Origin of the sequence: Citrobacter telavivensis, from assembly GCF_041807075.1 — a bacterium.
Taxonomy (GTDB): domain Bacteria; phylum Pseudomonadota; class Gammaproteobacteria; order Enterobacterales; family Enterobacteriaceae; genus Citrobacter_A; species Citrobacter_A telavivensis.
Genome location: NZ_JBGUBF010000004.1, coordinates 80,512 through 104,958 on the forward strand (window position 1 = coordinate 80,512; position 24,447 = coordinate 104,958).

Annotated in this window: 25 protein-coding genes and 1 other annotated feature; of the genes, 17 read left to right on the forward strand and 8 right to left on the reverse strand. The window is 54.2% G+C overall.

The genetic code is table 11. The features are described from left to right. Positions 1-330: 330 nt before the first annotated feature. Together sltY and trpR are read left to right on the forward strand one after the other, a co-directional pair. Complete coding sequence (sltY, locus tag ACERJC_RS17565; RefSeq protein WP_373672161.1) at positions 331-2,268, forward strand: murein transglycosylase; 1,938 nt, start codon at positions 331-333, stop codon at positions 2,266-2,268. 57 nt (positions 2,269-2,325) lie between these two features. Next, positions 2,326-2,652, forward strand: a complete 327-nt coding sequence (gene trpR / locus ACERJC_RS17570; protein ID WP_152405956.1) for a trp operon repressor — start codon at positions 2,326-2,328, stop codon at positions 2,650-2,652. Between the two features lie 93 nt (positions 2,653-2,745). On the opposite strand, the gene yjjX is transcribed toward trpR, so the two are convergent. Next, positions 2,746-3,261, reverse strand: coding sequence for an inosine/xanthosine triphosphatase (gene yjjX, locus ACERJC_RS17575; protein ID WP_152405955.1), 516 nt, complete (start codon positions 3,259-3,261; stop codon positions 2,746-2,748). A gap of 48 nt (positions 3,262-3,309) precedes the next feature. Between yjjX and gpmB the strand changes: the two genes are divergently transcribed. Beyond that, positions 3,310-3,957, forward strand: coding sequence for a 2,3-diphosphoglycerate-dependent phosphoglycerate mutase GpmB (gpmB, locus tag ACERJC_RS17580; RefSeq protein ID WP_152405954.1), 648 nt, complete (start codon positions 3,310-3,312; stop codon positions 3,955-3,957). On the opposite strand, the gene robA is transcribed toward gpmB, so the two are convergent. After that, positions 3,954-4,823, reverse strand: a complete 870-nt coding sequence (gene robA, locus ACERJC_RS17585; RefSeq protein ID WP_284554132.1) for an MDR efflux pump AcrAB transcriptional activator RobA — start codon at positions 4,821-4,823, stop codon at positions 3,954-3,956. The genes gpmB and robA overlap by 4 nt on opposite strands. Positions 4,824-5,034: 211 nt before the next feature. On the opposite strand from robA, the gene creA reads away from it, so the two are divergent. From creA to creD, 4 genes are read left to right on the forward strand one after another with little or no spacing between them, the layout of a single operon-like run. Further along, on the forward strand, positions 5,035-5,508 hold the full coding sequence (gene creA, locus ACERJC_RS17590; RefSeq protein WP_152405952.1) for a protein CreA: 474 nt from the start codon (positions 5,035-5,037) through the stop codon (positions 5,506-5,508). A gap of 12 nt (positions 5,509-5,520) precedes the next feature. Next, positions 5,521-6,210, forward strand: coding sequence for a two-component system response regulator CreB (creB, locus tag ACERJC_RS17595; protein ID WP_371896484.1), 690 nt, complete (start codon positions 5,521-5,523; stop codon positions 6,208-6,210). Then, entirely contained in the window at positions 6,210-7,634 is a 1,425-nt protein-coding gene (creC, locus tag ACERJC_RS17600) for a two-component system sensor histidine kinase CreC (protein WP_373672162.1), read from the forward strand. The genes creB and creC overlap by 1 nt, the downstream gene beginning before the upstream one ends. 58 nt (positions 7,635-7,692) lie before the next feature. Next, complete coding sequence (gene creD / locus ACERJC_RS17605) at positions 7,693-9,060, forward strand: cell envelope integrity protein CreD (protein ID WP_373672163.1); 1,368 nt, start codon at positions 7,693-7,695, stop codon at positions 9,058-9,060. A gap of 66 nt (positions 9,061-9,126) precedes the next feature. Here creD and arcA read toward each other — a convergent pair whose 3' ends face one another. Continuing rightward, on the reverse strand, positions 9,127-9,843 hold the full coding sequence (arcA, locus tag ACERJC_RS17610; protein WP_001194359.1) for a two-component system response regulator ArcA: 717 nt from the start codon (positions 9,841-9,843) through the stop codon (positions 9,127-9,129). Between the two features lie 95 nt (positions 9,844-9,938). Here arcA and yjjY point away from each other — a divergent pair, with 95 nt between their 5' ends. The 7 genes from yjjY to ACERJC_RS17645 all read left to right on the forward strand — a co-directional run bounded on the left by yjjY (position 9,939) and on the right by ACERJC_RS17645 (position 16,708). After that, positions 9,939-10,079: a YjjY family protein gene (gene yjjY, locus ACERJC_RS17615; protein ID WP_042998021.1), complete on the forward strand. Its 141-nt coding sequence runs from the start codon at positions 9,939-9,941 to the stop codon at positions 10,077-10,079. Positions 10,080-10,477: 398 nt separating this feature from the next. Next, complete coding sequence (locus ACERJC_RS17620; protein ID WP_178823358.1) at positions 10,478-11,164, forward strand: tRNA/rRNA methyltransferase; 687 nt, start codon at positions 10,478-10,480, stop codon at positions 11,162-11,164. Between the two features lie 213 nt (positions 11,165-11,377). Beyond that, complete coding sequence (thrL, locus tag ACERJC_RS17625) at positions 11,378-11,443, forward strand: thr operon leader peptide (protein WP_032337689.1); 66 nt, start codon at positions 11,378-11,380, stop codon at positions 11,441-11,443. After that, positions 11,379-11,498 (forward strand) — a sequence feature (Thr leader region). It overlaps the preceding gene by 65 nt. Positions 11,499-11,523: 25 nt before the next feature. Beyond that, a complete protein-coding gene (thrA, locus tag ACERJC_RS17630) occupies positions 11,524-13,986 on the forward strand; it encodes a bifunctional aspartate kinase/homoserine dehydrogenase I (protein ID WP_178823356.1) in 2,463 nt (820 codons plus the stop codon). A 1-nt stretch (position 13,987) separates the two neighbouring features. Then, complete coding sequence (thrB, locus tag ACERJC_RS17635; protein ID WP_152405946.1) at positions 13,988-14,917, forward strand: homoserine kinase; 930 nt, start codon at positions 13,988-13,990, stop codon at positions 14,915-14,917. Between the two features lie 3 nt (positions 14,918-14,920). Continuing rightward, complete coding sequence (gene thrC, locus ACERJC_RS17640) at positions 14,921-16,207, forward strand: threonine synthase (RefSeq protein WP_373672164.1); 1,287 nt, start codon at positions 14,921-14,923, stop codon at positions 16,205-16,207. A gap of 201 nt (positions 16,208-16,408) precedes the next feature. Next, the gene (locus ACERJC_RS17645; RefSeq protein ID WP_371896488.1) at positions 16,409-16,708 is read left to right on the forward strand and encodes a DUF2502 domain-containing protein; all 300 of its coding nucleotides are present in this window, start codon (positions 16,409-16,411) and stop codon (positions 16,706-16,708) included. A gap of 38 nt (positions 16,709-16,746) precedes the next feature. Here ACERJC_RS17645 and yaaA read toward each other — a convergent pair whose 3' ends face one another. Both yaaA and ACERJC_RS17655 read right to left on the reverse strand, forming a co-directional pair. Then, positions 16,747-17,520 (reverse strand): peroxide stress protein YaaA, encoded by a 774-nt coding sequence (gene yaaA / locus ACERJC_RS17650; protein WP_152405943.1) that lies wholly within the window; start codon positions 17,518-17,520, stop codon positions 16,747-16,749. A 69-nt stretch (positions 17,521-17,589) separates the two neighbouring features. Continuing rightward, entirely contained in the window at positions 17,590-19,020 is a 1,431-nt protein-coding gene (locus ACERJC_RS17655) for an alanine/glycine:cation symporter family protein (RefSeq protein ID WP_373672165.1), read from the reverse strand. Between the two features lie 407 nt (positions 19,021-19,427). Here ACERJC_RS17655 and tal point away from each other — a divergent pair, with 407 nt between their 5' ends. From tal to ACERJC_RS17670, 3 genes are all read left to right on the forward strand, one after another. After that, a complete protein-coding gene (gene tal / locus ACERJC_RS17660) occupies positions 19,428-20,381 on the forward strand; it encodes a transaldolase (RefSeq protein ID WP_152405941.1) in 954 nt (317 codons plus the stop codon). A 120-nt stretch (positions 20,382-20,501) separates the two neighbouring features. Next, a complete protein-coding gene (gene mog, locus ACERJC_RS17665; RefSeq protein WP_178826709.1) occupies positions 20,502-21,089 on the forward strand; it encodes a molybdopterin adenylyltransferase in 588 nt (195 codons plus the stop codon). A 123-nt stretch (positions 21,090-21,212) separates the two neighbouring features. Continuing rightward, entirely contained in the window at positions 21,213-22,520 is a 1,308-nt protein-coding gene (locus ACERJC_RS17670) for an MFS transporter (protein WP_373672166.1), read from the forward strand. Between the two features lie 34 nt (positions 22,521-22,554). On the opposite strand, the gene satP is transcribed toward ACERJC_RS17670, so the two are convergent. The 3 genes from satP to ACERJC_RS17685 all read right to left on the reverse strand — a co-directional run bounded on the left by satP (position 22,555) and on the right by ACERJC_RS17685 (position 24,431). Continuing rightward, complete coding sequence (gene satP, locus ACERJC_RS17675; RefSeq protein WP_152405938.1) at positions 22,555-23,121, reverse strand: acetate uptake transporter; 567 nt, start codon at positions 23,119-23,121, stop codon at positions 22,555-22,557. Between the two features lie 150 nt (positions 23,122-23,271). Next, positions 23,272-23,985 carry an acidic protein MsyB gene (gene msyB, locus ACERJC_RS17680; RefSeq protein ID WP_152405937.1) on the reverse strand — a complete coding sequence of 238 codons (714 nt, stop codon included), beginning with the start codon at positions 23,983-23,985 and terminating at the stop codon, positions 23,272-23,274. A gap of 41 nt (positions 23,986-24,026) precedes the next feature. Continuing rightward, positions 24,027-24,431, reverse strand: a complete 405-nt coding sequence (locus ACERJC_RS17685; protein ID WP_178826715.1) for a DUF2541 family protein — start codon at positions 24,429-24,431, stop codon at positions 24,027-24,029. Positions 24,432-24,447 lie beyond the last annotated feature (16 nt).

A 24,447-nucleotide genomic window follows, 5' to 3' on the forward strand; every position in this document is an offset into this window, starting at 1 on the left:
AGGCCAGCCTGCGGCTGGTCAAATTCGTTCCCGACGAATTTGTCACTCCCTTGCCGCGTGACTCAGCCTTCGGCTTCGCCCCTCCGGGGCCAGCGCTTGCGCTGTTCAAAGCCCTTTGGGCTTTGTCCTGCAACTCGAATTATTTAGGGTATAGATGTTTTCAAAGGCGAAGTGTAGCCTTTTTCCCCTCTCAATCCCAGCCAGCAGATCTCACTCGCCGTAAAAGTAAAAAAGTGTCCTCGACGTGGCGTAAATGCCAATGACTGGTTAGCATGAAATCATTAGGCGGCATGAGGCTGCAACGACGTATCATTTTTAGAGGAAGAGCTTGTGGACAAAGCCCAACGATTTACCTGGCGTCTTATTGCCGCCGGTGTGTGCCTGCTGACGCTAAGTCAGGCTGCGCGAGCCGATTCACTGGATGAACAGCGTAACCGTTACGCACAAATTAAGCAGGCCTGGGATAACCGACAGATGGATGTCGTGGAACAGATGATGCCGGGCCTGAAGAATTACCCTCTGTATCCCTACCTGGAATATCGGCAGATCACCGATGATCTGATGAATCAACCGACTGTCACGGTGACCAACTTTGTCCGAGCCAACCCGACCCTGCCGCCAGCACGCACGCTGGAATCGCGTTTTGTGAATGAACTGGCGCGGCGTGAAGACTGGCGCGGGTTATTAGCGTTTAGTCCACAGAAACCGAGAACCACCGAGGCGCAGTGCAATTACTACTACGCGAAGTGGAATACCGGACAAGCGGAAGAGGCCTGGCAGGGGGCGAAAGAGCTGTGGTTGACCGGTAAGAGTCAGCCCAATGCCTGTGACAAACTGTTCAGCGTCTGGCGCGCTTCCGGTACTCAGGACCCGCTCTCTTACCTGGAGCGCATCCGCCTGGCGATGAAAGCGGGAAATACCGGACTGGTGACGGTACTGGCCGGGCAGATGCCAGCGGAGTACCAGACTATCGCGTCAGCGATTATCTCACTGGCGAACGATCCGAACAGCGTCATGAACTTTGCGCGCACCACCGGCGCTACCGATTTTACCCGTCAGATGGCCGCCGTGGCCTTTGCCAGCGTCGCGCGTCAGGATGCGGAAAACGCGCGTCTGATGATCCCGTCACTGGTGCAGGCGCAGCAACTGAATGAGGATCAAACCCAGGAGTTACGCGATATCGTCGCCTGGCGATTAATGGGTAACGACGTCACCGACGAGCAGGCGAAATGGCGCGATGATGCGATTATGCGCTCGCAATCCACGACGCTTGTGGAGCGTCGGGTGCGTATGGCGCTCGGGACCGGCGATCGTCGTGGTCTGAACACCTGGCTGGCGCGTCTGCCGATGGAAGCGAAAGAGAAGGACGAATGGCGCTACTGGCAGGCCGATTTGCTGCTGGAGCGGGGACGGGAAAACGAAGCAAAAGAGATCCTGCATGCGCTGATGCAGCAGCGCGGTTTCTACCCGATGGTGGCGGCGCAGCGTCTGGGGGAAGAGTACGTCCTGAAAATTGATAAAGCGCCGGGCAATGTGGATAACGCACTGACTCAGGGGCCGGAAATGGCTCGTGTTCGCGAACTGATGTACTGGAATCTGGATAACACCGCCCGCAGCGAATGGGCGAACCTGGTCACCAGTCGCACGAAGACGGAACAGGCGCAACTGGCGCGTTATGCCTTCAACAATCAGTGGTGGGATCTGAGCGTGCAGGCGACGATCGCCGGTAAACTCTGGGATCATCTGGAGGAGCGTTTCCCGCTGGCGTATCAGGATATCTTTACTCGCTATACCCGCGGCAAAGACATCCCGCAAAGCTACGCGATGGCGATAGCGCGTCAGGAGAGTGCCTGGAACCCGAAGGTGAAATCTCCGGTCGGTGCCAGTGGGCTGATGCAGATTATGCCCGGCACGGCGACGCACACGGTGAAGATGTTCTCTATTCCGGGTTACAGCAGCCAGAACCAGTTACTGGATCCAGAAATGAATATCAACATCGGTACCAGTTACCTGCAGTACGTCTACCAGCAGTTCGGCAATAACCGGATCTTCTCCTCTGCAGCCTACAACGCCGGACCGGGGCGTGTGCGTACCTGGCTTGGCAACAGTGCGGGACGGATTGATGCCGTGGCGTTTGTCGAGAGTATTCCCTTCTCGGAAACGCGCGGCTACGTGAAGAACGTGCTGGCCTACGATGCTTACTATCGCTATTTCATGGGACAGAAAGACACCCTGATGAGCGATTCTGAGTGGCAGAGACGTTATTAATCCGATGGGTTATGTTATGATTTGTACTCGTGTATGAGTACAACAGGGCGACATAACATGACCCAGCATTCCCCTTATTCATCGGCGATAGCCGAACAACGCAATCAGGAGTGGCTTCGTTTTGTGGAGTTGCTCCGCCAGTCTTACGCAGAGGATCTGCACTTACCGCTGTTGCAGTTGATGCTGACCCCGGACGAGCGCGAAGCGTTAGGGACGCGTGTACGCATTATCGAAGAGTTATTACGCGGCGAAATGAGCCAGCGTGAGCTGAAAAACGAACTGGGCGCGGGGATTGCTACCATCACCCGCGGCTCTAACAGCCTGAAATCTGCCCCTGTCGAACTGCGTCAGTGGCTTGAAGTCGTATTGTTGAAAAACGCCTGAAAAGCGTTTTCGTAGGCCTGATAAGCGTAGCGCCATCAGGCTCGCAATTGCACCATCGCCGGATGACGACTTCGTCTTATCCGGCCTACAATCTCACTGATAAATCGCGTTATGAAACGGGCTAAGTGCCAGAATCACCGCCTGGTGGTAGACGCTGGCACGCGTCAGTTTCCCGGCGGTAAACACGCCAATCGCGCCTTCTTTTCGACCAATCTTATCAATGCCCGTGTAGTGAGACATCACCGGGCCAAGCGCTTCACCCTCGCGCACTTTTTCAAGGATCACTGCAGGTAGCGGCAGCGTCGCGGAACGGGCTTCACCGCGTTGGGTTGCATTCTCGACAACCACCCAACTGAAGGTCGCGTCTTCATCAATACCCGCTTCGATAGCCACCCAGAAGTCGGCATCTGGTCGCGCACGACGGGCATTTTCGACCCGATTCCGTGCGCCAGCACGCGTTTCAGAACTTCCGAAGGGTTGCTCCGGTACGCCACTATCGACGTCAACAGACTCTATATGGCAGGATCCTTCACCGAAGATCTCGTTAAATGCCTGCAGAATTGCCTGAATTTTGGCGGGATTGGTGGTTGCTGAGACAACATGGTGCATAATTAAGCTCGATTTTAAAAAACTCATCGCAGTATACGGAAAAATAGCATGTTACAGGTATACCTTGTTCGCCACGGTGAAACGCAGTGGAACGCCGAGCGACGTATTCAAGGCCAGTCCGACAGTCCGCTGACCGCTAAAGGTGAGCAACAAGCAGTGCAGGTAGGTGAACGCGCGAAAAGCCTCGGCATCACCCACGTCATCAGTAGTGATCTGGGACGTACCCGCCGCACTGCTGACATCATCGCCCAGGCCTGTGGTTGTGATATCACCTTAGACGCCCGCCTGCGCGAGCTGCACATGGGAGTGCTGGAAAAACGTCATATTGATACCCTGACCGCCGAAGAAGAAAACTGGCGTCGCCAGTTAGTCAACGGCACCGTCGACGGGCGTATTCCCGAAGGGGAGTCGATGCAGGAACTGAACGATCGTGTTCATGGTGCGCTCGCCGCGTGCCTGAATTTGCCGCAGGGGAGTCGTCCACTGTTGGTCAGCCACGGCATCGCGCTGGGCTGTCTGGTCAGTACGATTCTGGGACTTCCTGCGTATGCGGAACGCCGCTTACGTCTGCGTAACTGCTCGATTTCGCGGGTGGATTATCAGGAAAGTTTGTGGCTGGCGCCGGGATGGGTCGTGGAAACGGCAGGGGACATCTCGCATCTGGACGCCCCTGCGCTGGATGAGCTACAGCGTTAACGGCGAATCGGTATCAGGAATTCGCAGCGCAGGTTAATCGGGCGGTCACCGGCTTTGGCATCTTCAGCCGGGTAGTACCGTTCGATATCCTGCCCTTTGCGGCGCGTCAGGTTCAGCATTGGCATGCAGGTTCCGTAGACGGTCAGGATGAACTCCTGGACACCCGTTCCCAGCCCCTCGTAGGTAAACATGACATATTCGCCGCCCTGCAACAGCACCGGTTGAGCTGACTGTACGTAGCCGTTGGCTTGCTCCTGAGGTAGTGCGGTAGTGTAGAACACTTCCTGCTCGTCATCTTTCTCAAGACTCGGACGCGTTTCGTTCAGGCCATACAGTACGGGCGGGATTGCGGGCGCATGCGCGAGGAAATTATGCCAGAACTGCACGCGCATTTCGTGGCGGAAATCGGAGATTTGCTCCAGCGAACATGAGTAGCTCTGGGTGATGCCAAGCAGTGGCGTATCTTCCAGAGTGACAAACTTATGCTCAGGTATGGCAAATTCGCCCAGACGCAGAGGCGGGCGGATACCGAACGCGCTCCATTCCGGTGAACGACGATACAGCGCAGGCGTTTGGGAAAACTGTTTCTTAAAGGCGCGGGTGAATGTTTGTTGAGAGTCAAAGCGGTACTGTAGGGCAATATCCAGAATCGGGCGAGCCGTCAGGCGAAGCGCAACAGCGGATTTCGATAAGCGGCGTGCGCGAATATACGCGCCAATCGCGTGGCCCGTCACGTCCTTAAACATTCTCTGCAGATGCCACTTGGAATAACCCGCTTTTGCCGCCACATTGTCAAGCGACAGGGGCTGATCCAGATGACCTTCCAGCCAGATTAATAGGTCGCGAATAATGCCGGCCTGATCCATAAAATATCCTCATCCTTTCAACTACAAACACCTGACATCAGATTATTGGATAATAGCATTTTTTGTTGTTTTAGCATTCAGTGTTTTTTTTGCGCATTAATGCTTTTTTTGGATCAAATAAAACGTGATTATTGTAATCCTGTGATCTGTAAACAGTTTCTTTTACAATGTCGAATAATTGCCCAGCGTAATTTTAAAGAATGGTAACAATATGAAATACAAGAGTTTAGTTCTTTCCACTCTGTTGTTTATGCTGGCGCCGCTGGCGTCCGCCGAACAGATCGGCTCTGTCGATACGGTGTTCAAAATCTTTGGACCGGATCATAAAATCGTCGTGGAGGCGTTTGACGATCCCGATGTCAAAAACGTGACCTGCTACGTCAGCCGTGCCAAGACCGGGGGCATTAAAGGCGGGCTGGGGCTGGCTGAGGACACCTCCGATGCCGCCATCTCCTGTCAGCAGGTGGGACCGGTAGAACTGAGCGACAGAATCAAGAACGGCAAAGCTCAGGGGGAAGTGGTCTTTAAGAAACGCACTTCGCTGGTCTTCAAATCTTTACAGGTCGTGCGTTTTTATGATGCTAAACGCAACGCGCTGGCCTATCTGGCCTATTCCGACAAGGTTGTCGACGGGTCGCCGAAAAATGCCATTAGCGCGGTACCCATCATGCCGTGGCGCGAATAACAGGGAAGCATAATGCAGCAGGTATCGGTCTGGCTGGTGGAAGATGAGCAGGGTATCGCGGATACCCTGATTTATATGCTCCAGCAGGAAGGGTTTAGTGTGGAAGCCTTTGAGCGCGGTCTGCCTGCGCTGGATAAATCGCGTCATCAGTGCCCGGATGTGGCGATTCTCGATGTCGGGTTGCCGGATATCAGCGGCTTTGAACTGTGCCGACGATTGCTGGAGCAGCATCCGGCGTTACCGATCCTCTTTCTTACGGCGCGTAGTGACGAGGTGGATCGCCTGCTGGGGCTGGAAATTGGCGCTGACGATTACGTCGCTAAACCGTTTTCACCCCGGGAAGTGTGCGCCAGGGTACGCACGCTGTTACGCCGGGTGAAGAAGTTTTCTACGCCGTCGCCCATTGTCAAAACCGGTCATTTTGAGCTGAATGAGCCCGCTGCCGAAGTGGCCTGGTTCGGCACGCCCCTGCCACTCACGCGCTATGAGTTTTTGCTGCTGAAAACGCTGCTGTTATCTCCTGGTCGCGTCTATTCTCGCCAGCAACTGATGGATATCGTCTGGGCTGATGCGCAGGATACTTTCGACCGGACGGTCGATACGCACATCAAAACGCTGCGTGCCAAACTGCGTGCCGTCAATCCGACGCTCTCGCCTATCAACACGCATCGTGGAATGGGTTACAGCCTGAGGAGCCTCTGATGCGCATTGGCATGCGTTTGCTGTTGGGCTATTTCCTGATTGTCGCCGTTGCCGCGTGGTTTGTTCTCTCTATCTTTGTGCAGGAGATTAAACCTGGCGTACGGCGTGCAACGGAAGGGACGCTGATCGATACCGCCACGCTGCTGGCGGCGCTGGCCCGTGACGATCTGCTGTCCGGCAATCCGGAGCATGGCCAACTGGCGCAGGCGTTTACGCAACTGCACAATCGTCCCTTTCGCGCCAATATCAGCGGAATCAATAAAGTCCGCAACGAGTACCATGTCTACATGACGGACGCGCAGGGCAAAGTGGTGTTTGATTCCGTCAGCAAAGCGGTCGGGCAGGATTACTCCCGCTGGAACGATGTCTGGCTAACGCTGCGTGGACAGTATGGCGCACGCAGTACGCCACAGAACCCCGCAGACCCGGAAAGCTCGGTCATGTATGTTGCCGCGCCGATTGTCGACAATGGAAAGATCGTCGGCGTGCTCAGCGTGGGGAAGCCTAATGCCGCTATGGCGCCGGTGATTAAACGCAGCGAGCGACGGATCCTCTGGGCCAGCGCGGTTCTGCTTGGCATCGCGCTGGTGATTGGTGCCGGGATGGTCTGGTGGATTAACCGCTCGATCGCCCGTCTGACGCGCTATGCGGATTCAGTGACTGAAAACCAGCCGATGCCGCTGCCAGAACTGGGCAGCAGCGAGTTGCGCAAGCTGGCGCAGGCGCTGGAGAGCATGCGTCTGAAGCTGGAAGGTAAGAATTACATTGAACAGTACGTGTACGCGCTTACCCACGAGCTGAAGAGTCCGCTGGCGGCCATTCGCGGCGCGGCGGAAATCCTGCGGGAAAATCCGCCTCCGGACATTGTTAAGCGCTTTACCGACAATATTCTCAGCCAAAACGCACGAATGCAGGCGCTGGTTGAAACCCTGCTGCGTCAGGCGCGGCTGGAGAATCGTCAGGATATTGCGCTCTCTGCGGTTGCAGTCGATAAACTGTTTGCGCAAATTAGCGATGCACGCGCCATTCAACTGGCGTCGAAGGCAATATCGCTGGAGAGGGTTCCTTCAACGTTAAGTGTCTGTGCAGAGCCCGCGCTGCTGGAGCAGGCGTTGGGCAACCTGCTGGACAACGCCATTGATTTCACCCCGGCTGGTGGGACGATCACCCTCAGCGCGCAGGCGTATGCAGAGAAGGTGACGCTGACGGTGGCCGATACCGGCACTGGTATTCCCGATTTTGCCTTACCGCGGATATTTGACCGTTTTTACTCACTGCCGCGTGAAAATGGCCTCAAAAGCAGCGGTCTGGGCCTGGCGTTCGTGCGCGAAGTCGCGCGACTGCTGAAGGGGAGTGTGGAATTGCGTAACCGACCGGAAGGTGGCGTCGAGGCCATGCTCATACTTCACCGTCACTTCACATAGCTTCAAATTCCCCCCACACAGCGTGCGTACTCTGCCGGTATTGCATAAGGAGAACGCTATGTTGAAATCCCCCCTGTTCTGGAAAATCGTCACTTTAGGTGGCGCGATTGTGTTGCTGCTGATCCCACTGATGATGGTCCGGCAGATCATTGTGGAACGCGCTGATTATCGCGATGCGGTAGAGGATGCCATTCGGCAGAGTACCAGCGGACCGCAAAAAGTGGTCGGCCCATTGATTGCCGTGCCCGTGACCGAGTTATACACGGTGCTGGAAAACGAGAAAGAGGTGCAGCACAAGCGCAGTTTTATCCACTTCTGGCTGCCGGAGTCGCTCATGGTTGAGGGTAACCAGAATGTCGAGCCACGAAAAGTGGGCATCTACGAGGGGCAGGTCTGGCATACCGATGTCACGTTGAAGGCGGAGTTTGATGTCGCGCGGCTGAGTGAACTCAACAGGCCCAACGTGACCCTCGGAAAACCGTTTATTGTGGTTGGCGTGGGCGATGCGCGGGGCATTGGCGTAGTGAAAGCGCCGAAGGCGAATGGCGTGGCGCTTGCCGTCGAGCCAGGGACAGGATTAACGGGACGCGGAGAGGGGCTCCACATCCCGCTTCCCGACGAACAATGGGCGATGCGCGATGTGAACCTGGCGATGTCACTCAACTTAAGCGGAACCGGATCTTTCTCCGTGGTTCCGGTGGGGCGCAGCAGTCAAATGACGCTCACCAGTAACTGGCCGCACCCCAACTTCCTTGGTGATTTTCTGCCCGATAAGCGCGAAATCAGTGAGTCAGGGTTTCAGGCGCAGTGGCAAAGCAGTTGGTTTGCCAATAACCTCGGCGATCGGTTTGTGGATGCGCAAAAAGACGGGTGGTATAACCTGCCGTCATTTAGCGTCGCAGTTGCCACTCCTGCCGATCAGTACCAACTGACGGATCGGGCAACTAAGTATGCCATTCTGCTAATTACACTGACCTTTATGGCTTTCTTTGTGTTCGAAACCTTAACCGGCAAAAGGTTACACCCGATGCAGTATCTGCTGGTGGGGCTGTCGCTGGTGATGTTTTATCTGCTGCTGCTGGCGCTCTCAGAACACATTGGCTTCACCCTGGCGTGGGTTGTCGCCAGTCTGGTGGGCGCGCTGATGAACGGGGTTTATCTCCAGGCGGTATTGCAGGGCTGGCGTAGCAGCGTGGTCTTCACCCTGGCATTGCTGGCGCTGGATGGCGTGATGTGGGTTCTGCTGCGCTCGGAAGACAGCGCGCTTCTGCTGGGAACGAGCGTACTGCTGCTGGCGCTGGGGAGCGTGATGTTCCTGACACGGCATCTGGACTGGTATGCGTTCTCGCGTACGAAACCGACAACAACGCCGACAGCGCCGAAACCGACAGCGCCAGTGGACGATGCGCTACGCGTGTGGAAGTAAATTCAGTTAACGGCAGATAAGAAAAACGGCGCATTGAGCGCCGTTTTTTTGACGGTAATAACTTGATTAATCCTGCAGATCGCCACAGAAACGGTAACCTTCACCGTGAATTGTCGCGATAATTTCCGGCGTATCCGGCGTCGATTCGAAATGCTTACGAATACGACGGATGGTCACGTCAACGGTGCGGTCATGCGGCTTCAGCTCACGACCGGTCATTTTCTTCAGCAGTTCAGCACGAGACTGGATCTTACCCGGGTTCTCGCAGAAGTGAAGCATGGCACGGAACTCGCTGCGCGGCAGTTTGTACTGTTCGCCATCAGGCCCGATCAGAGAACGGCTGTTGATGTCCAGTTCCCAACCGTTGAACTTGTAGCTTTCAACGCTACGACGTTCTTCACTGACGGTACCCAGGTTCATGGTACGCGACAGAAGGTTGCGAGCACGGATAGTCAGTTCGCGCGGGTTAAACGGTTTGGTGATGTAATCATCTGCACCGATTTCGAGGCCGAGGATTTTATCGACTTCGTTATCGCGACCCGTCAGGAACATCAGCGCAACGTTAGCCTGCTCGCGCAGTTCACGCGCCAGCAAAAGACCGTTTTTGCCTGGCAGGTTGATATCCATGATCACCAGGTTGATGTCATATTCAGAGAGGATTTGATGCATTTCCGCGCCATCTGTCGCTTCGAATACATCATAGCCTTCCGCTTCGAAAATACTTTTTAACGTGTTGCGTGTTACCAACTCGTCTTCAACGATAAGAATGTGCGGGGTCTGCATGTTTGCTACCTAAATTGCCAACTAAATCGAAACAGGAAGTACAAAAGTCCCTGACCTGCCTGATGCATGTCGCAAATTAACATGATCGGCGTAACATGACTAAAGTACGTAATTGCGTTCTTGATGCACTTTCCATCAACGTCAACAACATCATTAGCTTGGTCGTGGGTAGTTTCCCTCTGGACCCGACAGTGTCAAAAACGGCTGTCATCCTAACCATTTTAACAGCAACATAACAGGCTAAGACGTACCGGACACCCAATAAAACTACGCTTCGTTGACATATATCAAGTTCAATTGTAGCACGTTAACAGTTTGATGAAATCATCGTATCCAAATGCTAGCTTTCATCACAAAATTGCAATAATCCAACTAGTTGCACAAGATAACTAATTAACACGGCGAATCCTATGAATGAGATTCATTTTAAATCAAATTATCTCTGATAAACAGAAGGATATACTGTTTCTGTTAACATAAAAAACATTAGTAAAGTAAGGAAATAGTTTAGCGTCTTTTATCAACGATGAAACGCTTTTTCAGTGATTTTCGTTAAAATTTTGTAAATTCGCTCCGCGTAATATCTTGACACAGGTCACACAAGTGTCTGCGGACAGGCATATAGAGAAGAAAAATGCGCATAACAATTATCCTCGTCGCTCCTGCCAGAGCGGAAAATATCGGCGCGGCGGCGCGCGCCATGAAGACCATGGGGTTTACGCAGTTGCGTATTGTCGACAGTCAGGTTCATCTGGAACCCGCTACGCGCTGGGTGGCGCATGGCTCCGGCGATATTATTGATAATATTGCCGTTTTTCCAACTCTCGCGGATGCGCTTACCGATGTTGATTTTACCGTCGCCACCACGGCGCGCAGCCGGGCCAAATTTCATTACTACGCGACGCCAGCGGAGCTGGTACCGCTCCTGGAAGAAAAATCGGCCTGGATGAATCATACCGCGCTGGTTTTTGGTCGTGAAGATTCCGGACTGACCAACGATGAACTGGCGCTGGCAGATATTCTGACTGGCGTACCGATGGTTGCAGATTATCCTTCATTAAATCTGGGCCAGGCGGTAATGGTCTACTGCTATCAATTAGCAAATTTAATGCAACAACCTGCTAAAGAAGTCGATTCATCTGATGAATTTCAGTTACAGGCATTACGATCTCGCATAATGACATTACTGACCTCTCTGGAGGTTGCGGATGACATCAAACTGGTCGACTGGCTGCAACAGCGTCTGGGTCAATTAGGGCAGCGAGACACGGCAATGTTGCACCGGTTAGTCCATGATATCGAAAAAAACATCACAAAATAATAGTTCGCCCTTAGTCTTATTTTTGGTGATAAGCGCTAATTTCAAGAGGGGTGTTCCTGCTGTATTGGTTGAAAATAAACCCTTCGCCAGCAGCACATGAACAAGTTTCGTCAGGTGAGTAAATCAAATATTTATTGACTTAGGTCACCAGATACTTTAACCAATATAGACATACAGCACAGACAGATAAAAATTACAGAGTACACAACATCCATGAAACGCATCAGCATCACCATTACCACAACCATCACCATTACCACAGGTAACGGTGCGGGCTGACGCGTACAGGAAACACAGAAAAAAGCCCGCACCGAACAGTGCGGGCTTTTTTTTCGACCAAAGGTAACGAGGTAACAACCATGCGAGTGTTGAAGTTCGGCGGTACATCAGTGGCAAATGCAGAACGTTTTCTGCGGGTTGCCGATATTCTGGAAAGCAATGCCAGGCAGGGGCAGGTAGCGACCGTTCTTTCTGCCCCCGCCAAAATTACCAACCATCTGGTGGCGATGATTGAAAAAACCATCGGAGGTCAGGACGCATTGCCCAATATCAGCGATGCCGAACGTATTTTCGCCGAACTTCTGACAGGCCTCGCCGACGCCCAGCCTGGCTTTCCGCTGGCGCAGTTGAAAGTGTTTGTTGAACAAGAATTTGCCCAAATTAAGCATGTGCTGCATGGGATTAGCCTGCTCGGACAGTGCCCGGACAGCATTAACGCCGCGCTCATCTGCCGTGGCGAAAAGATGTCGATCGCCATCATGGCGGGGTTACTGGAAGCGCGTGGTCACCATGTTACCGTTATTGATCCGGTCGAAAAACTGCTGGCGGTGGGGCACTACCTTGAATCCACTGTCGATATTGCTGAATCAACGCGTCGCATCGCCGCCGGGCGAATTCCCGCTGACCACATGGTGCTGATGGCCGGTTTCACCGCCGGTAATGAGAAGGGCGAACTGGTGGTACTGGGACGTAACGGCTCAGATTACTCTGCTGCGGTTCTGGCTGCCTGCTTACGTGCCGACTGCTGCGAGATCTGGACGGACGTCGACGGTGTGTATACCTGCGATCCGCGCCAGGTGCCCGACGCCAGGTTGCTGAAGTCGATGTCTTATCAGGAAGCGATGGAGCTCTCCTATTTCGGCGCGAAAGTGCTTCACCCTCGTACCATTACCCCCATCGCGCAGTTCCAGATCCCTTGCCTTATCAAAAATACCGGTAATCCGCAGGCGGCAGGCACGCTGATCGGTGCCAGTCGCGATGAAGACGAACTGCCGGTGAAGGGGATTTCAAACCTCAATAATATGGCGATGTTCAACGTCTCTGGTCCCGGTATGAAAGGGATGGTGGGGATGGCGGCGCGCGTGTTTGCGGTGATGTCCCGCGCAGGAATTTCCGTCGTATTGATTACCCAGTCTTCTTCTGAGTACAGCATCAGCTTTTGCGTGCCGCAGGCGGACTGCGCACGTGCTCAGCGCGCTTTACAGGATGAGTTCTATCTCGAGCTGAAAGAGGGCGTACTGGAACCTCTGGCGGTCACTGAACGGCTGGCGATTATCTCCGTCGTCGGGGATGGTATGCGGACGCTGCGCGGTATTTCAGCAAAATTCTTTGCCGCACTGGCGCGCGCCAATATCAATATCGTGGCCATCGCTCAGGGCTCCTCCGAGCGTTCCATTTCGGTGGTGGTCAACAATGATGACGCCACGACAGGCGTACGCGTCACCCATCAGATGCTGTTCAACACCGACCAGGTGATTGAAGTGTTTGTCATTGGCGTCGGTGGGGTAGGCGGCGCGTTACTGGAGCAGCTTAAGCGTCAGCAGACCTGGCTGAAGAAAAAACATATCGACCTGCGCGTGTGCGGCGTGGCGAACTCCAGAGCGCTGCTGACCCATGTGCATGGCCTGAACCTGGAGAACTGGCAGGCCGAGCTGGCTGAAGCGAAAGAGCCGTTCAATCTCGGTCGCTTAATTCGCCTGGTGAAGGAATATCATCTGCTGAACCCGGTGATTGTTGACTGCACCTCCAGTCAGGCGGTGGCCGATCAATACGCTGACTTCCTGCGCGAAGGTTTCCACGTGGTCACGCCGAACAAAAAGGCGAATACCTCGTCGATGGATTACTACCATCAGTTGCGTTTCGCTGCCGCGAAATCACGGCGTAAATTCCTCTATGACACCAACGTGGGTGCCGGTCTGCCGGTGATCGAAAACCTGCAAAACCTGTTGAACGCGGGCGATGAGTTACTGAAATTCTCCGGCATTCTGTCTGGTTCGCTGTCGTTTATTTTCGGTAAGCTCGACGAAGGCATGAGCCTCTCTGAAGCGACCCGCATTGCGCGTGAAATGGGCTATACCGAGCCAGACCCGCGTGACGATCTTTCCGGAATGGATGTGGCGCGTAAGCTGCTGATCCTTGCCCGTGAAACCGGACGCGAACTGGAACTGTCTGACATCGTCATTGAACCGGTGTTGCCGAAAGCATTTGATGACTCCGGTGACGTTGACGCGTTCATGGCGAATCTGCCGCAGCTTGATGACGCGTTCGCCGCTCGCGTGGCAAAAGCCCGTGATGAGGGCAAAGTATTGCGCTATGTTGGCAACATCGAAGAAGACGGCGTGTGTCGGGTGAAAATTTCTGAAGTGGACGGTAACGATCCGTTGTACAAAGTGAAAAACGGTGAAAACGCGCTGGCTTTCTACAGTCACTACTATCAGCCGCTGCCATTGGTTCTGCGCGGTTATGGCGCGGGCAATGACGTCACGGCGGCAGGGGTGTTTGCTGACCTGTTGCGCACCCTCTCATGGAAGCTAGGAGTTTAACATGGTTAAAGTTTATGCCCCGGCTTCCAGTGCCAATATGAGCGTTGGATTTGATGTGCTTGGGGCGGCGGTGACCCCCGTTGATGGCTCACTGCTGGGCGACGTGGTAACGGTCGAGGCGGCAGACAGTTTCAGTCTGAACAATCTGGGCCGCTTTGCGGACAAACTGCCGTCAAAACCGCGTGAAAATATTGTCTACCAGTGCTGGGAGCGTTTTTGTCAGGAGCTGGGTAAGCAAATTCCGGTGACGATGACGCTGGAAAAAAATATGCCAATCGGCTCCGGATTAGGCTCCAGCGCCTGCTCGGTGGTGGCGGCACTGGTGGCGATGAATGAGCACTGCGGCAAGCCGCTGAATGACACGCGTCTGCTGGCGATCATGGGGGAGCTGGAAGGGCGTATCTCCGGCAGCATTCATTACGATAACGTCGCGCCGTGCTTCCTCGGCGGTATGCAGTTGATGATCGAAGAAAACGGCATTATCAGTCAGCAGGTGCCAGGCTTTGATGAGTGGCTGTGGGTGCTGGCCTATCCAGGCATTAAGGTCTCCACCGCGGAAGCGCGGGCCATTTTACCTGCGCAATATCGTCGCCAGGATTGCATTGCCCACGGGCGACACCTGGCCGGGTTTATTCACGCCTGCTATTCCCGCCAGCCAGGGCTTGCGGCGAAACTGATGAAGGATGTAATTGCCGAACCGTATCGCGAACGTCTGTTGCCAGGTTTTGCCCAGGCGCGTCAGGCCGTCGCAGAAATTGGCGCGCTGGCGAGCGGTATTTCCGGTTCAGGGCCGACGCTGTTTGCGCTCTGCGATAAACCGGATACGGCGCAGCGCGTGGCGGACTGGCTGGGTAGTCACTACCTGCAAAATCAGGAAGGCTTTGTTCATATTTGCCGGCTGGACACGGCGGGCGCACGAGTACTGGGATAATTGATGAAACTCTACAATCTTAAAGATCACAACGAACAGGTTAGTTTTGCGCAGGCCGTCACGCAGGGGCTGGGCAAAAATCAGGGGCTGTTTTTCCCGCACGATCTGCCGGAATTCAACCTGACAGAAGTGGATGAGATGCTGAACCAGGACTTCGTCAGCCGCAGCGCGAAGATCCTGTCCGCGTTTATCGGCGATGAAATCCCGCAAGAGCTCCTCGAAGCGCGCGTACGCGCCGCCTTTGCTTTTCCGGCACCGGTTGTCCAGGTGGAGGGCGATGTCGGTTGTCTGGAACTGTTCCACGGCCCGACGCTGGCGTTTAAAGATTTTGGCGGCCGTTTTATGGCGCAGATGCTGACCCACATCAGCGGCGACAAGCCGGTGACCATTCTGACGGCAACCTCCGGTGATACCGGCGCGGCCGTGGCACATGCGTTTTATGGCCTGCCGAACGTGCGCGTGGTGATCCTCTACCCGAACGGCAAAATCAGTCCGTTGCAGGAAAAACTGTTCTGCACACTGGGCGGCAACATTGAAACTGTCGCCATCGACGGTGATTTTGATGCCTGCCAGGCGCTGGTCAAACAGGCGTTTGATGATGAAGAGCTGAAAGTGGCGCTGGGGCTGAACTCGGCTAACTCTATTAATATCAGCCGCCTGCTGGCGCAGATTTGTTACTACTTTGAAGCCGTTGCACAATTGCCGCAGGAAGCGCGGAATCAACTGGTTGTTTCTGTTCCAAGCGGCAACTTTGGCGACCTGACAGCAGGCCTGCTGGCGAAATCCCTCGGCCTGCCGGTGAAGCGTTTTATCGCCGCCACCAACGTTAACGACACGGTGCCCCGCTTCCTGCAGGACGGGCAGTGGGCGCCAAAAGCGACCCAGGCGACGTTGTCTAACGCGATGGACGTGAGTCAGCCGAACAACTGGCCGCGCGTAGAGGAGCTGTTCCGCCGTAAAATCTGGCGTCTGAATGAGCTTGGTTATGCTGCCGTGGATGATGAGACAACGCAGGAAACGATGCGTGAGCTAAAAGCGAAGGGCTACACCTCTGAGCCGCACGCGGCAGTGGCGTACCGCGCTCTGCGTGACCAGCTTAATCCGGGCGAATACGGCCTGTTCCTCGGTACCGCACACCCGGCGAAGTTTAAAGAGAGCGTAGAAGCTGTCCTGAATGAAACGCTGGAGCTGCCGAAAGAACTGGCGGATCGTGCGGATCTGCCGCTGCTTTCGCAACATTTGCCGGCAGATTTCGCTGCTCTGCGTAAGCTGATGATGACGCGCGGTTAAGTTTGTCGCCGTGTTGAAAACGCCGGGGATACCCGGCTTTTTTATGGAGAAAATAAGGAGAAATTACGCAGAGAAAAAGCAGAAATTCTCAATAAATGCGGACACTTAGAGATTAGGATTGCGGAGAATAACAACTCACGTTCCCATCACGTAATCTCCTTTCATCGACCTGAAACGGGCAATGACAGAAAGGAGTACCTCATGAACAAACTGAAACCTGTGCTTCTGGCACTCTCCATGATGCTGGTGACTCCACTCGCAGTACAGGCGGCTGAAATCACTCTGGTTCCTGCCGTTAAATTACAGATTGGCGATCGCGATAATCACGGTAACTACTGGGATGGCGGAAACTGGCGCGACCATGGCTGGTGGAATAAACACTATGAGTGGCGCGGAAATCGCTGGCAGTCGCACGGACCGCGTCCGCAACCGCACTATGATAAACACGATGACCGTCGTCATGGCGATCATCGTCAAGGTCCTGGCGGGAAACACCATTAATGCTTATGCCGGGCAGACGCGCGTCCCCCGGCAGCGCATTACGGTTCGTGACGCTTAAACACCAGTTCGCCATTCCCGGAGGCGGCTTCATCAAAGAAGTAACCTTCGCTGTTGAAGTCGGTGAGTTGTTCAGGCTTCGTCAGACGGTTTTCAATGATGTAGCGGCTCATCAGGCCGCGCGCCTTTTTGGCGTAGAAACTGATGACTTTGAACTTACCGTTTTTCTCGTCGAGGAAGACGGGTTTAATCAGCTCAGCGTTCAGTTTCTTCGGCTTCACGGAACGGAAGTATTCATCTGATGCAAGGTTAATCACCACCTGGTCACCCTGCGCGGCGAGCGCTTCGTTGAGCTTATCCGTGATGATATCGCCCCAGAATTGATACAGATCTTTTCCTTTGGCGTTCTCCAGACGAATGCCCATTTCCAGACGATAAGGCTGCATCAGATCCAGCGGGCGCAGCACACCGTACAGGCCTGAGAGCATACGCAAATGCTGCTGAGCAAAATCGAAATCGGCTTCGTTGAAGGTTTCGGCCTGCAATCCGGTATAGACATCACCTTTGAAGGCCAGAATAGCCTGGCGCGCGTTTTCCGGCGTGAAGTCCGGCTGCCAGTCATGAAAGCGGGTGGCATTCAGGTCAGCGAGCTTATCGCTGATGTGCATCAGTTTACCGATCTGCGGGGCCGAGAGCTTGCGTGCCACATGAATCAGTTGCTGGGAGTGGTCCAGCAGCTCAGGCAACGTATGGCGCGTTGTCGCCAGCGGGCTCTGGTAGTCGAGCGTTTTTGCAGGTGAAATCAGAATCAGCATATCCAGTCCTTGCAGGAAATTTACTGCGACTGTAGCAAAAAACACGACTGAGTTGATCGATAGTTGCGATTAGTCTCGCGGTATGTCGTCCCAGGCATCTGGCGCCAGTTGCTGTTCAATATCCGGGTAGCGCAGCGGATCAAAGACCGGACGAACCCCCAGTTTTCGCTGGCGTAAGTAGTCGCTGGCCAGAGTATGCACCACCGGAGAGAGCAGCAATATTGCCGTCAGGTTAGTGATCGCCATGCAGGCCATGATGACATCTGCCAACTGCCATAGCAGCGGGAAGCTGAGCAACGTTCCGGCCACCACCGTCAGGCAGGTGACAATACGTAAAATCCAGATGGTGCGTTTGTTGTCCAGGTTCAGAAAGTACAGGTTGTTTTCCGCATAGATGTAGTTGACCACAATGGAGCTGAAGGCAAAAAGAATCACGATAACCGCGACGAACGCCGCCCCCCAATCACCGACCAGCGCGTTCATTGCTTTCTGCACCAGTTGGATCCCTTCCATCGACGCATAGGTCGTGCCGTTGCCAGCCAGTAAAACCAGCATTGCCGTTGCACTACAGACGACCAGCGTATCGATAAAAATACCGATCATCTGCACAATCCCCTGCGCTGCAGGGTGCGGCGGCCAGGATGATGCGGCGGCAGCGGCGTTAGGCGTTGAGCCCATCCCGGCTTCATTGGAAAACATACTGCGTTGAAAACCGCTGGTGATCGCCTGGCTCAGCGTATATCCCGCCACGCCGCCCGCGGCTTCTTGCCAGCCAAACGCGCTTTTGATGATAGAAATGATGATGTCAGGCAACTGGCCGATATTGATCAGACAAACCACCAGGCTGGTGACCACCCACATCAGCGCCATCACAGGGACGAACCACTGCATCATCCGTGCCACGCCCCTGATCCCCCGAACGATGACCAACAGGGCGGCAATCGCCATGACAATACCGGTGGCGATCGGCGGGAAATCAAACGCGAATTTGAGGGCGCGGGATACGGAATTGGCCTGTACGCTGTTGAACACCAGTCCGTAGGCGATCAGCAAAAATATGGCGAATAACACGCCCATCCAGCGCATGCCTAACCCACGCGCCATATACCAGGCGGGGCCACCGCGAAACTGACCGTGGCGATCGCGCTCTTTGTAGAGCTGTGCGAGGGCGCATTCGGCAAATGAGGTTGCCATACCAATGATGGCGGCGACCCACATCCAGAACACTGCGCCAGGCCCGCCTGCGGTAATGGCCAGCGCCACGCCCGCCATGTTGCCGCTACCGATACGGGCGGCAAGGCTGGTACAGAGTGACTGAAACGAGGTTAACCCTCCCGGCTGTGGGTTAATGCTGTTTCTCAGACTTTTGCCAACCTGGCGGATATAGCGAAATTGTACGAAGCCTGTGCGCCAGGTAAACCAACACCCTGCCCCAAAGAGCAGGTAGATCATCACTGACCCCCAGAGCACATCATTAATAAACGCGAAAAAATCAGGCATTAACATCCCTCTTGTTGCTGCCGGTACGCTGTAACAACCCTGTGTAAGCGTTACCAATTGTTGAATAGTATATATACACTTCATCCTTCAGGCTGCCTCTTTGTTGGCTGCACGCTAAAACCTCAGTCACATCGTTTTCTCTGTTCCTGGGATTTTATCGTTTGCCGTCTCGAGGCAACCTGAACGCTTTTGTGTAGACACCGCCAGGCAATTGATAGCGACCGCGTAGTGTACATGAGGTTGAGTGCCTGAATGGCGCGCTACATCAATGCCGGATCAGAAATTGTCCGCAGGTGCCCTCAAGGGGATAAGCGCATTGTCTGCGGTTGCGCTGTCACAACGTCGTGTTATCATCAGGGCAGACCGGTTACATCCCCCTAACAAGCTGTTTAAAGAGAAACACTATCATGACGGACAAATTGACCTCCCTTCGTCAGTTCACCACCGTGGTGGCCGACACCGGAGACATCGCGGCAATGAAGCTGTATCAGCCGCAGGATGCCACAACCAACCCTTCTCTCATTCTTAACGCAGCGCAGATCCCGGAATACCGTAAGCTGATCGATGACGCTGTTGCCTGGGCTAAGCAGCAGAGTAGCGACCGCGCGCAGCAGATTGTTGACGCAACCGACAAACTGGCAGTGAACATCGGTCTGGAGATCCTGAAACTGGTCCCGGGCCGTATCTCCACTGAAGTGGATGCTCGCCTGTCCTATGACACTGACGCGTCTATTGCCAAAGCGAAACGCATCATCAAACTGTACAACGATGCAGGCATCAGCAACGATCGCATTCTGATTAAACTGGCTTCAACCTGGCAGGGCATCCGCGCTGCAGAGCAGCTGGAAAAAGAAGGCATCAACTGTAACCTGACGCTGCTGTTCTCCTTCGCGCAGGCGCGCGCCTGCGCCGAAGCTGGCGTGTTCCTGATCTCCCCGTTCGTGGGTCGTATTCTTGACTGGTATAAATCCAATACTGACAAGAAAGAGTATGCCCCGGCTGAAGATCCGGGCGTGGTTTCCGTTACGGAGATCTACGAATACTACAAACAGCACGGCTACGAGACGGTTGTGATGGGCGCAAGCTTCCGTAACATCGGCGAAATCCTTGAGCTGGCTGGCTGCGACCGCCTGACCATCGCACCGGCACTGCTGAAAGAGCTGGCGGAAAGCGAAGGGGCTATCGAGCGTAAACTGTCCTTCTCTGGCGAAGTAAAAGCGCGTCCGGAACGTATCACCGAGTCTGAGTTCCTGTGGCAGCACAACCAGGATCCGATGGCGGTAGATAAACTGGCGGACGGTATCCGTAAGTTTGCTGTCGACCAGGAAAAACTGGAGAAAATGATCGGCGATCTGCTGTAATCATCTTTGCCTTATGTAGCGTGGTCGGTACACCGGTCACGCTACCTCTTCTGAACCCTGTCTGTCCTTCCCTTCGCAGTGTATCATTCTGTTTAACGAGACTGTTTAAACGGAATAATCATGAACACCTTACGTATTGGCTTAGTTTCCATTTCTGACCGCGCCTCCAGCGGTGTCTATCAGGATAAAGGCATTCCGGCACTGGAAGAGTGGCTATCGACGGCGCTGACCACGCCTTTCGAGGTGCTGACGCGCTTGATTCCTGACGAACAGGTTATCATCGAACAAACGCTGTGTGAGCTGGTAGACGAGATGAGTTGTCATCTGGTGCTGACCACCGGGGGCACCGGTCCTGCACGTCGTGATGTCACGCCGGATGCTACCCTCGCGGTTGCCGATCGCCAGATGCCTGGCTTTGGCGAACAGATGCGCCAGATTAGCCTGCACTTTGTACCGACGGCGATTTTGTCACGTCAGGTCGGGGTGATTCGCAAGCAGGCGTTAATCCTCAACTTACCGGGTCAGCCGAAATCCATCAAAGAGACCCTGGAAGGGGTGAAGGATGCAGAAGGTAAGGTCGTCGTGGCGGGTATCTTTGCAAGTGTACCGTATTGTATACAGCTCCTTGACGGGCCGTATGTGGAGACTGCGCTGGAAATCGTAGCATCTTTTCGCCCGAAAAGTGCCAGGCGCGATACAAATGCCTGAAGTTAGTCTTTTCGTAAGATAAGTGATGGTGAAAGTGGAGTGTTGATTTGTTTACGGTATAGTAAGTTTTACTTTACATGTGTCGTTCATAACATCCAACGCTCCACAGACTTATGGTTCACTATGTCACAACATACACGCCCCCTGAATCGCCAGGATTACAAAACGCTGACGCTGGCCGCTCTTGGCGGTGCGCTTGAATTTTACGACTTCATTATCTTCGTCTTTTTCGCAGCCGTGGTGGGGGAGTTGTTTTTCCCCGCTGATATTCCCGAATGGCTTCGTCAGGTACAAACCTTTGGCATCTTCGCTGCCGGGTATCTGGCGCGTCCGTTAGGCGGCATTATCATGGCGCATTTTGGCGATTTGGTCGGGCGCAAAAAGATGTTCACCTTGAGCATTCTGCTGATGGCCGTGCCGACGCTGGCGATGGGGTTGTTGCCGACCTATGCCGCTGTTGGGATTGCCGCGCCCTTGTTGCTGCTGTTGATGCGCATTCTGCAGGGCGCTGCGATTGGCGGCGAAGTGCCGGGTGCATGGGTGTTCGTCGCCGAGCACGTCCCTGAACGTCGAATTGGGATGGCTTGCGGCACGCTGACGGCAGGTTTGACGGTGGGGATCCTGTTAGGCTCAGTGGTGGCGACGCAGATTAACACGCACCTGACGCAGCAGGCCGTACATGACTATGGCTGGCGAATTCCGTTCCTGCTGGGGGGCATTTTTGGGCTGGTGGCGATGTATTTACGCCGCTGGTTACAGGAAACGCCTATCTTTCTGGAGATGCAACAGCGCAAGACGTTGGCTCAGGAACTGCCGGTGAAGTCGGTGGTGGTGAATCACCAGAAGGCGGTGGTGATCTCCATGCTTCTGACCTGGCTGCTTTCTGCAGGGATTGTGGTGGTGATTTTAATGTCGCCGGTCTGGCTGCAAAAGCAGTACGGCCTGTCACCGGCCCTGACGTTGCAGGCAAACAGCGTGGCGACCATTATGCTTTGCCTGGGTTGTCTGTTAGCGGGCTTTATCGTCGACCGTGTTGGTGCCAGCAAAACCTTTATTGTTGGCAGCATATTGTTAGCCTGTTCGAGCGGGTTGTTCTATCACCTGTCGGGCACACACTCGCAGCACTTATTCCTGCTCTATGGACTGGTGGGATTGTGCGTGGGTGTGGTGGGCGCGGTGCCATACGTGATGGTGCGCGCGTTTCCTGCGGAAGTCCGCTTTACCGGCATTTCATTTTCCTACAATGTTTCTTACGCCATTTTCGGTGGACTGACGCCGATTGTCGTGACACTGCTAATGAGCGTCTCGCCGATGGCACCGGCCTGGTATGTGCTGGCGTTGTCGCTGGTGGGATTGGGACTGGGTGTTTGGCTGCGACAGGATATGTATTATCGCGATACGCAAATGCAGGCTGAGCTACAACAGCCGTAATAATAATCCCCCCTTAACGGGGGGATACTGATGATTAGTGCGCATCACCAATCGGCAGAATGGTACGGCCGAACTGTTCGTTCAGCACTTCACCCATCGCCAGATAAATCGCGCTGGCACCACACACTAAGCCAACCCAGCCGGCAAAGTGGATCACCGCTTCGTTACCCGCAATGTTACCCACGGCCAGCAGGGCGAACAGAACGGTCAGGCTCAGGAATACGAACTGAAGCGCACGTGCGCCAGTCAGCGTGCCGAAGAACATAAACAGAGTGAATACGCCCCACAGGCCCAGGTAGGCACCGAGGAACTGCGCATTAGGCGCTTCTGTCAGACCCATTTTCGGCATCAGCAGGATCGCAACCAGCGTCAGCCAGAACGAGCCGTAAGAGGTGAATGCGGTCAAACCGAAGGTATTCCCTTTTTTGTATTCCAGCAGGCCGGCAAAAATTTGCGCAATACCGCCGTAGAAAATTCCCATCGCGAGAATAATACCGTCAAGGGCGAAGAAACCCGCGTTATGCAGGTTAAGCAGAATGGTGGTCATGCCGAAGCCCATCAGGCCCAGCGGTGCCGGGTTAGCCAACTTAGTGTTGCCCATAAATCCTCAAAATCATCATTAATTGAATGGTGAAATAGTTATCCCCGTTAAAACATGACACCGTTCGGGGCGCGGCATAATAATCAGGGGAGAAGGGGCTGTCTATGATCTGAGGAGGGGAAAATGAATTATTTTCCCCTGTGACCGACATCACGCTCTTGTCGCGTTGATCATCCGGCGCAAACAGGCGATTTGCAGTACTGCCGGGATCGTGACGCGATAGGCGCTGCCGCTTACCGCTTTCACGCCGTTTAGCGCTGCACCCACCGGGCCGCCGAGACCTGCGCCGCGAAGCAAACCGTGACCCAGTACGCTCATCGCGGCATGGGTGCGCAGAATACGGGTGAGCTGACCAGAAAGGAGGTGTGAAACCCCTTTTGCTAATTGATGATCTTTCAGGAGGAGCGGCAGTAACTCCTCCAGCTCAGAGACTTTTGCATTGACGGCTTGCAGGAACGTTTGCCGCTGCTCCACGTCCATTTTTTTCCAGGTGTTGCGTAGAAAATGCTCTAGTAGCTGTTGCTCGATGTCGAAAGTGGACATCTCTTTATCCGCCTTGAGCGACAACCGACCGGAGACATCAAGCAAAATGGTACGATACCGTTTTCCGTGCCCCCGTAGCTTATTGACGATGCTGTCGCCGCCGAAATGCTGAAATTCGCCGGCGATCAGTTGCCAGTTCTGGCGGTGCTGCTCCGGGTGTCCTTCCATCGCTTTAAATCGTTCGCTGTGGTTTAACACGCTCGACAGACGGGTTTTCCCCTTTTCATTATGCGTCAGCAGGCGGGTAAATTCGGCCAGTTGCTCTTCGCTACAATGTTGAAGAAAATCTAAATCCTCGTCATTTAAATAAGTGACATTCATCTTAGGCCCAACTTTTATCATTATTCCTGAAAAGCAGCGGCTTAGTCGTCGCCGATAATTTTCAACGTTGCCATATCAGAAGAGTTCACCGTGTGGCCAGAGAAGGTGATTTTTGATACGCAGCGTTTGTTGTCGTTATCGCTATTGATGTTTATCCACGCAGTGGTCTGCCCTTCTTTAATCAAGTGCGGAACATTCAGGCTCTGGTTGGCGCTGCGTGATGCTTTGAAATAGACGGAGGCGCCGCTGAGCTGAACGTCGCCGTGATCGGTAGTTAACTGAATTCGTTTGACCGGGCGGCAGACGGGAATTTTCAGCGCCAGATCGTTGGTTTCATTACGGGGCATTGCAATGACCCCCAATACTTTGTGATCGTTAGCCTGAGCGCTTGTGGTGAACAAAACGCCCACAAGCAAGCTGGCGGAGATCGTCAGAACAGATTTCATGGTCTTTCTCTTTTAG

What these genes read in the sequence shown, in the direction of transcription:
- trpR (WP_152405956.1), top strand. Translation starts at nt 2,326, where the DNA reads ATGACCCAGCATTCCCCTTATTCATCGGCGATAGCCGAACAACGCAAT.
- yjjX (WP_152405955.1), bottom strand. Translation starts at nt 3,261, where the DNA reads ATGCACCATGTTGTCTCAGCAACCACCAATCCCGCCAAAATTCAGGCA.
- gpmB (WP_152405954.1), top strand. Translation starts at nt 3,310, where the DNA reads ATGTTACAGGTATACCTTGTTCGCCACGGTGAAACGCAGTGGAACGCC.
- robA (WP_284554132.1), bottom strand. Translation starts at nt 4,823, where the DNA reads ATGGATCAGGCCGGCATTATTCGCGACCTATTAATCTGGCTGGAAGGT.
- creA (WP_152405952.1), top strand. Translation starts at nt 5,035, where the DNA reads ATGAAATACAAGAGTTTAGTTCTTTCCACTCTGTTGTTTATGCTGGCG.
- creB (WP_371896484.1), top strand. Translation starts at nt 5,521, where the DNA reads ATGCAGCAGGTATCGGTCTGGCTGGTGGAAGATGAGCAGGGTATCGCG.
- creC (WP_373672162.1), top strand. Translation starts at nt 6,210, where the DNA reads ATGCGCATTGGCATGCGTTTGCTGTTGGGCTATTTCCTGATTGTCGCC.
- creD (WP_373672163.1), top strand. Translation starts at nt 7,693, where the DNA reads ATGTTGAAATCCCCCCTGTTCTGGAAAATCGTCACTTTAGGTGGCGCG.
- arcA (WP_001194359.1), bottom strand. Translation starts at nt 9,843, where the DNA reads ATGCAGACCCCGCACATTCTTATCGTTGAAGACGAGTTGGTAACACGC.
- yjjY (WP_042998021.1), top strand. Translation starts at nt 9,939, where the DNA reads ATGACTAAAGTACGTAATTGCGTTCTTGATGCACTTTCCATCAACGTC.
- ACERJC_RS17620 (WP_178823358.1), top strand. Translation starts at nt 10,478, where the DNA reads ATGCGCATAACAATTATCCTCGTCGCTCCTGCCAGAGCGGAAAATATC.
- thrA (WP_178823356.1), top strand. Translation starts at nt 11,524, where the DNA reads ATGCGAGTGTTGAAGTTCGGCGGTACATCAGTGGCAAATGCAGAACGT.
- thrB (WP_152405946.1), top strand. Translation starts at nt 13,988, where the DNA reads ATGGTTAAAGTTTATGCCCCGGCTTCCAGTGCCAATATGAGCGTTGGA.
- thrC (WP_373672164.1), top strand. Translation starts at nt 14,921, where the DNA reads ATGAAACTCTACAATCTTAAAGATCACAACGAACAGGTTAGTTTTGCG.
- ACERJC_RS17645 (WP_371896488.1), top strand. Translation starts at nt 16,409, where the DNA reads ATGAACAAACTGAAACCTGTGCTTCTGGCACTCTCCATGATGCTGGTG.
- yaaA (WP_152405943.1), bottom strand. Translation starts at nt 17,520, where the DNA reads ATGCTGATTCTGATTTCACCTGCAAAAACGCTCGACTACCAGAGCCCG.
- ACERJC_RS17655 (WP_373672165.1), bottom strand. Translation starts at nt 19,020, where the DNA reads ATGCCTGATTTTTTCGCGTTTATTAATGATGTGCTCTGGGGGTCAGTG.
- tal (WP_152405941.1), top strand. Translation starts at nt 19,428, where the DNA reads ATGACGGACAAATTGACCTCCCTTCGTCAGTTCACCACCGTGGTGGCC.
- mog (WP_178826709.1), top strand. Translation starts at nt 20,502, where the DNA reads ATGAACACCTTACGTATTGGCTTAGTTTCCATTTCTGACCGCGCCTCC.
- ACERJC_RS17670 (WP_373672166.1), top strand. Translation starts at nt 21,213, where the DNA reads ATGTCACAACATACACGCCCCCTGAATCGCCAGGATTACAAAACGCTG.
- satP (WP_152405938.1), bottom strand. Translation starts at nt 23,121, where the DNA reads ATGGGCAACACTAAGTTGGCTAACCCGGCACCGCTGGGCCTGATGGGC.
- msyB (WP_152405937.1), bottom strand. Translation starts at nt 23,985, where the DNA reads ATGAATGTCACTTATTTAAATGACGAGGATTTAGATTTTCTTCAACAT.
- ACERJC_RS17685 (WP_178826715.1), bottom strand. Translation starts at nt 24,431, where the DNA reads ATGAAATCTGTTCTGACGATCTCCGCCAGCTTGCTTGTGGGCGTTTTG.